General features: G+C 35.5%; 5 protein-coding genes and 1 pseudogene. All 6 read right to left on the bottom strand.

The features are described 5' to 3' along the window. Positions 1–91 precede the first annotated feature (91 nt). Positions 92–2,563: a DNA gyrase subunit A gene (gene gyrA, locus NHG49_RS00025; protein ID WP_064475170.1), complete on the bottom strand. Its 2,472-nt coding sequence runs from the start codon at positions 2,561–2,563 to the stop codon at positions 92–94. Between the two features lie 88 nt (positions 2,564–2,651). Then, positions 2,652–4,574, bottom strand: coding sequence for a DNA topoisomerase (ATP-hydrolyzing) subunit B (gene gyrB, locus NHG49_RS00020; protein ID WP_000435974.1), 1,923 nt, complete (start codon positions 4,572–4,574; stop codon positions 2,652–2,654). Between the two features lie 38 nt (positions 4,575–4,612). Then, entirely contained in the window at positions 4,613–5,740 is a 1,128-nt protein-coding gene (recF, locus tag NHG49_RS00015; protein WP_000470743.1) for a DNA replication/repair protein RecF, read from the bottom strand. A 12-nt stretch (positions 5,741–5,752) separates the two neighbouring features. Then, a complete protein-coding gene (gene yaaA, locus NHG49_RS00010) occupies positions 5,753–5,965 on the bottom strand; it encodes a S4 domain-containing protein YaaA (RefSeq protein ID WP_000821367.1) in 213 nt (70 codons plus the stop codon). Between the two features lie 127 nt (positions 5,966–6,092). Then, complete coding sequence (gene dnaN / locus NHG49_RS00005) at positions 6,093–7,232, bottom strand: DNA polymerase III subunit beta (RefSeq protein WP_064475172.1); 1,140 nt, start codon at positions 7,230–7,232, stop codon at positions 6,093–6,095. 178 nt (positions 7,233–7,410) lie between these two features. Next, a pseudogene (locus NHG49_RS31630) lies at positions 7,411–7,500 on the bottom strand (helix-turn-helix domain-containing protein); the annotation flags it as partial.

Genomic DNA, 7,500 nt, shown 5'->3' with positions numbered 1-7,500 from the left:
CTCATTTGCTGACTCTGCCTATTATATAGACTTTCCCATTGCTATGCAAGTATTATTATAAAAAAATAAGAGGAGGAAAAAATCCCCCCTCTTATTCTTCAGAAGAAACCTCTTCATTAGATTCCTCTTCTTCATCTTTCTGTGCTTTTGCTACCGTCGCTACCTCTTGCTCATCCTCTAATCGAATTAGACGAACACCTTGTGTATTACGTCCCATTTGAGAGATTTGATCAACTGGCATACGAATAATAACACCTGCTGCCGTAATTAACATGATATCTTCTTCACCTGTTACAGATTTAACAGCTACTAATTTACCGTTTTTATCTGTAATATTACAAGTCTTCAGACCTTTACCACCACGGCTTTGTAAACGGTATTCATCAATAGGTGTACGTTTTCCATAACCATTTTTCGTTACGATTAGAACATTTACATCCTCTTCGACAATTTCCATGCCTACAACTTGATCTTCATCACCTAATGTAATTGCTTTTACACCAGCCGCATTACGTCCCATAGAACGCACATCTTGCTCGTTAAAGCGAATTAACATACCATTGCTTGTTCCTACAATAATATCCTTATCACCAGATGTTAAACGTACAGATATTACTTCATCCTCTTCACGAAGAGAGATGGCGATTAAACCATTCGTACGTATATTTGCAAATGATGAAAGTGGCGTTCTCTTAGAAATACCTTGTTTTGTTGTGAAGAATAAGAATTCATCATCACCAAATTCACGAATTGGAATAATGGCGTTAATCCATTCCCCCTTATCTACACCTAATAAGTTAATAATAGGTATACCTTTTGCTGTACGACTATACTCTGGGATTTCATATCCTTTCGTACGGTATACTTTCCCTTTATTAGTAAAGAATAAAATGTGATCATGCGTAGAAGTAGTTAATAAATGTTCTACGAAATCATCATCATTTGTTCCCATTCCTTGCACACCACGTCCACCACGGTTCTGTGTTTTGTACGTAGAAGCCGGTAACCTCTTAATATAACCATTATGAGTTAACGTAATAGCGATGTTTTGCTCTGGAATCAAATCTTCATCTTCAATAAATTCCATGCCACCAATTGTGATTTCCGTTCGTCTCTTATCATTGAAGCGTTCTTTTACTTCCGTTAATTCTTCACGAATAATTTCAAGAACTTTCTCTTCATCTGCTAAGATTGCTTGTAATTCAGCGATTAACTTCATTAAGTCTTGATATTCTTGCTCAATTTTTTCACGTTCTAATCCTGTTAAACGTTGCAGACGCATATCTAAAATTGCTTGTGCTTGTTTCTCACTTAAACCAAAACGTTCCATTAAGCCCTGTTTTGCAATATCTGCTGTTTTCGAACTACGAATTAACGTAATAACTTCATCTAGATGATCTAGAGCAATTCGTAATCCTTCTAAAATATGAGCACGCGCCTCTGCTTTTTCTAATTCATAAGCAGTACGTCGACGAATTACTACCTTCTGATGCTCCAAGTAATGATATAAATTTTGTTTTAAATTTAGTACTTGTGGCTCTCCATTTACAAGAGACAACATATTAATACCAAAACTCGTTTGAAGTGCTGTATGTTTATATAGATTATTTAATAGTACATTGGCATTGGCATCACGGCGTACTTCCATAACAATACGCATACCGTTTCGATCTGACTCATCACGTAAATCCGTAATACCTTCAATTTTCTTATCACGAACTAATTCTGCAATTTTTTCAATTAATCGCGCCTTATTAACTTGATAAGGTAGTTCAGTTACAAGAATAGATTGTTTACCATTTGACTTCTCTTCAATTTCAACTTTAGCTCGAAGCATAATAGAGCCTCTACCTGTTTCATACGCTCTTCGAATCCCACTTCGTCCCAAAATTAAACCTGCTGTTGGAAAATCTGGTCCTGGAATAAACTCCATTAATTCCGCAATCGTAATGTCGGGATTATGGCTTAGTGCCAATACACCATCAATTACTTCACCAAGTTGATGCGGTGGAATATTCGTTGCCATACCTACCGCAATACCCGTCGTACCATTCACTAATAAATTAGGGAAACGCGCTGGCAATACAATTGGCTCTCTTTCAGAACCATCATAGTTATCTTGATAATCAATCGTATTTTTTGAAATATCACGTATTAATTCCATAGAGATCTTAGACATTCTCGCTTCTGTATAACGCATCGCTGCTGCTGAATCACCATCAACAGAACCAAAGTTACCATGCCCATCAACAAGCATATAACGTTGACTAAAATCTTGCGCCATACGTACCATCGTCTCGTAAACAGCTGAATCACCGTGAGGGTGATACTTACCGATTACTTCACCGACAATACGCGCTGATTTCTTATATGCTTTATCAGCTGTAATTCCTAAATCATTCATCGCATATAAAACCCTACGATGCACAGGTTTTAATCCATCACGAACATCTGGTAATGCACGAGATACGATAACACTCATTGCGTAATCTAAAAACGAGGTACGCATTTCATGACTAATATTAATTTCTCGAATTCGTGCTTGTTGTTGATTGTCTGACATCAACCAGCACCTCCTCTTACATTTCCGTTACACATACATTGATTTATATGTAGAAGACAGGAATACTTAGATTCCTGTCATTACCCATTTAAATATCAAGGTTTTTCACGTATTTTGCATTTTCTTGGATAAAGTTACGACGTGGCTCTACTTTATCTCCCATCAAAATTTCAAATGTTTCATCCGCTTCAATTGCATCTTGAAGTGAAACTTGAAGTAATGAACGTACTTCTGGGTCCATTGTCGTCTCCCATAACTGAGTTGGATTCATTTCCCCTAGACCTTTATAACGCTGAATCCCCGGCTTAGGTTGGGCTGGTAATTCAGCTAAGATTTTTTCAAGTTCCTTATCGTTGTAAGCATATTGAATTTTCTTACCTTGTTGTACTTTAAACAAAGGTGGCTGTGCGATATATATATAACCGCACTCAATTATTTGACGCATATAGCGATAGAAGAACGTTAATAATAGGGTACGAATATGCGCACCATCAACATCGGCATCCGTCATAATAATAACTTTATGATAGCGTGCTTTTTCAATAGCGAAGTCTCCGCCGATATTTGTACCAATCGCCGTAATAATTGTACGAACTTCATCATTTGATAAAATTTTATCTAAGCGCGCCTTTTCAACATTAATAATTTTACCCTTCAGCGGTAAAATTGCTTGGAAATGACGATCGCGCCCTTGTTTTGCAGACCCACCCGCAGAGTCACCCTCTACGATATAGATTTCACTAATTGCTGGATCTTTAGAAGAACAGTCTGCCAATTTCCCTGGTAAACTTGAAACTTCTAAAGCACTCTTTCGGCGAGTTAACTCACGAGCCTTTTTAGCTGCTACACGCGCACGCGCTGCCATCGTCCCTTTATCTATAATTTTACGTGCAACATTGGGATTTTCCAGTAAGAACTTTTCAAATGCCTCTGAGAATACTGACTCTGTAATTGTTCTTGCTTCACTATTTCCAAGTTTTGTCTTCGTTTGTCCTTCGAATTGTGGATTTGGATGTTTAATTGACACAATCGCTGTTAAACCTTCACGAACATCTTCACCAGTTAAATTACTATCCGCATCTTTTAAAATATTATTTTTACGACCATAATCGTTGATCACACGAGTTAAGGCTGTTTTAAATCCTACCTCATGTGTACCACCTTCATACGTATGAATATTATTTGTAAATGAGTAAATATGATTTGTGTATCCTTCGTTATATTGAAGCGCAACTTCAACCTGAATACCATCTTTTGAACCTTCTACATATACAGGTTCTTCATGAATTGGCTGTTTTGAACGATTTAAATGTTCAACATATGATTTAATTCCACCTTCATAATGGAATTCTTTCTTCTGTTTATGTTCACGTTTATCTTCAATTGTTAATTTAATATTACGATTTAAAAATGCTAATTCACGCATACGAGTTGCTAACGTATCAAATTCGTATACTATTGTTTCCTGAAAAATTTCTGGATCTGGTTTAAATCGAGTTATCGTCCCTGTTTGATCTGTGTCACCAATGACTTTTAAATCCGCAACCGGAATACCTCTTTCGTATTTTTGATAATGGATTTTGCCTTCACGATGTACAAATACTTCTAGTTCTGTTGATAGAGCATTTACTACAGATGCCCCAACACCATGCAAACCACCAGAAACTTTATAACCGCCACCGCCAAACTTACCACCAGCATGAAGAACGGTCATTATAACTTCCACAGCAGGACGTCCCATTTTTTCTTGTATACCAACTGGAATACCACGTCCATTATCCGTTACAAGAATACTATTATCTTCTTCGATACTAACGTTAATTTCATCACAATACCCTGCAAGTGCTTCATCAATACTATTATCGACGATTTCCCACACAAGATGGTGAAGTCCTTTTCCACTTGTAGATCCAATATACATCCCAGGGCGTTTTCGAACCGCTTCTAATCCTTCAAGTACCTGTATCTGACTTTCATCATATGAGTTTTCTTCCATTTGCTTTTGTTCCATTGACACAAAGATCACCTACTTTTCCATTTAAATAGGGATTACGCCCTATCTATTTCACAATCTACCGTGCCGTTCGTTACATGAATTGTTTTCGCTTCTTTTAATGTTTCGTGTTCAATTCCGTCGACACTCGTCGTTGTCACAAATGTTTGCACTTTTCCTTGAATTGTATTTAACAGATGCGATTGACGATAATCATCTAATTCTGATAATACATCATCCAATAAAAGAATCGGATATTCCTTAACTTCTGAGTAAATCAATTCAATTTCAGCTAATTTTAGGGACAGTGCGGTCGTTCGTTGTTGTCCTTGCGAACCAAAGACTTGAACATTTTTACTATTAACGAAGAATTGTAAATCATCACGATGAGGACCAATTAAAGTCGTACCACGGAAAATCTCACGTTGTTTCACAGATTGAAAATTTTCATAGTATACTTCTTTTATTTTCGACAAATCCATTGATTCTGATACATCTACACTTGGTTTATAGACAATTTCTAATTCTTCTAATCCACGGCTTATACCGCGATGAATTGGAGCTGCCCATTCTTGTAGTAAATGCAAAAACTCAAACCGTTTTTGCAATATTTTTGCACCATGCTCAATAAGTTGAAGTGTAAATACATCCAACATCGTTTCCTCATTCTTACTATTCCCTTGCATCTTTTTCAGCAAGTGATTTCGTTGCGTGAGCACCTTTTGATATTGACTCAATTCATACAAATAGACTGGAGCTATTTGGCCTAATTCCATATCTAAAAAGCGTCTTCTTACTTGAGGGCTTCCTTTTACAAGATTTAAATCTTCTGGGGCAAACATGACAACATTCATCATGCCAATATATTGACTCAATTTTTGTTGTTCAAGTTGATTTAATTTTGCCTTTTTACCTTTTTTCGAAATATTTAATTCCAAAGACAAAGAACTATTTCTCTTTTGTAATTTCCCTTTAATTTGACCGAAGTCTTCATCCCAACGGATAAGCTCGCGATCATTAGAGGTTCTATGAGATTTCGCCATCGCTAAAACATAAATAGCTTCCATCAAATTCGTTTTCCCTTGTGCGTTTTCACCGATAATCACATTCACTTTATCTTCAAAGGAAAGCTCTAACTTTTCATAATTGCGATAGTTTTTTAATTGTATTTCTGAAATAAACAAAGGGCTCCCCCTTTATGACTGAACTTGGAAACTTCCGCTTCCTGGAATTTCAATAATATCGTTCGCATATAATTTGCGACCTCTTCTATTTTCAAGTTCTTGATTCACGTACACTTCATATTCTTGTAAAAACCATTTTACAGCGCCACCTGTATCAATTACATCAGCTAACTTCAAAAATTGTCCTAGTGTAATATACTCTGTTGAAATTTTAATACGTTTCATAAAATCGCTCACTTTCTGAAAGTGTTCATTCTTTCATTGTACTAAATAAACTAACATTAGGAAAGTAATACCCAAAAATCAAATAAGGGCTACTAGTATCTGAAAACTAGCAACCCTTACTTCTTACTTAGTAAGTACGAACCGGTAAAATTAATTGAATAATGGAATCATCATTTACTGTACGAATTAAGAATGGTCTCATCGCACCAGTAAAGCTAATTTTAATTTCAGTACTATCTAAAGCTTTTAATGCATCCATCATATATTTTGCACTAAAAGATATTTTTAACTCTTCCCCATCTACTTTTTCACATTGAACTTCTTCTACTACTTTCCCAATTTCTGGTGAATTCGAAGAAATTTCTAGCATTTCCTTTTCTAAAGTTGATAATTTTACAACATTATTACGACCATCCCTTGCTAATAGAGATGCACGATCAATTGCTTGTAAAAATTCTTTTGTATTTACAAAAATATCTGTTTTACTTTCGGCTGGAATTAAACGAGTTGTATCCGGATAATTACCTTCTAACAATCTTGAGAAGAATAATAAATGCTTTGTACGGAATAATACTTGATACTCCGTAATAACGATATCTACCATTTCTTCAGACTCATCTAGAATTTTGCTTAATTCATTTAAGCTTTTACCTGGAATAACAACATTCGCTTGAAATTCATCTGCGATTCCTTCGATTTTTGCTTTTCGAAGAGCTAACCTGTGACTATCTGTAGCAATGCAAGTTAATTCGCTGTTATATACTTTCCAGTTTACACCTGTCAAGATCGGTCTTGTTTCAGAAGTGGAAACTGCAAATACAGTTTGTCTGATCATATGTTTCAGTAAATCTGTTGGAATCTTAAAAACATGATGTTCTTCAATTTGTGGTAACAATGGATATTCAGCAGAATCTAAACCATTTAAATTAAACTCTGATTTTCCAGAAATTATTTTCGTCATAAAATGATTTTCCACAGAAATTTCGACAGTCTCTTTAGGTAATTTTTTTACAATCTCACTAAAATATTTTGCTTGTAAAATAATACTTCCTGATTGTGCTACTTCTACGATTTCTTTTCCATTGTCTTCAACTGGGATAAAGGATTCAATAGAAATATCAGCATCGCTTCCTGTTAACGTAACTCCTTCTTCCGTAGCGACAACTTTAATTCCTGTAAGGATCGGAATTGTTGTACGAGAAGAAACAGCCTTCATTACATCTTGTACACTTCTTACAAGATAGTCTTTTTGTATTGTAAAACGCATAAAGAAAAACCTCCGGTAAGTATAATATTTTATTTAATTAATAAAGATAAAAAATAGTAGTAATAGTAATAGGGCCTGTGGATATGTGGATAACCCCGTTAAAGGATGTAAAAACAGTCTATCTACATGTGGATAGACTGTGCGTAAAACAAGGGAAGTTATTCACACTATTCAGCTACTACTTTAAAATATCGTTAATTTCTTCAACTTGTTTTTGTAATTGCGTATCCGTTTTAAGTAGCTTAGAAATTTTTTCATGAGCATGGAT

It is taken from the genome of Bacillus sp. IBL03825 (assembly GCF_024712505.1).
Taxonomy (GTDB): domain Bacteria; phylum Bacillota; class Bacilli; order Bacillales; family Bacillaceae_G; genus Bacillus_A; species Bacillus_A wiedmannii.
This window is presented reverse-complemented; position numbering and strand designations above follow the sequence as displayed.

Excerpts from the sequence above, each read along its gene's own strand:
- yaaA (WP_000821367.1), bottom strand. The coding sequence starts at position 5,965 with ATGAAACGTATTAAAATTTCAACAGAGTATATTACACTAGGACAATTT.
- gyrB (WP_000435974.1), bottom strand. The coding sequence starts at position 4,574 with ATGGAACAAAAGCAAATGGAAGAAAACTCATATGATGAAAGTCAGATA.
- dnaN (WP_064475172.1), bottom strand. The coding sequence starts at position 7,232 with ATGCGTTTTACAATACAAAAAGACTATCTTGTAAGAAGTGTACAAGAT.
- gyrA (WP_064475170.1), bottom strand. The coding sequence starts at position 2,563 with ATGTCAGACAATCAACAACAAGCACGAATTCGAGAAATTAATATTAGT.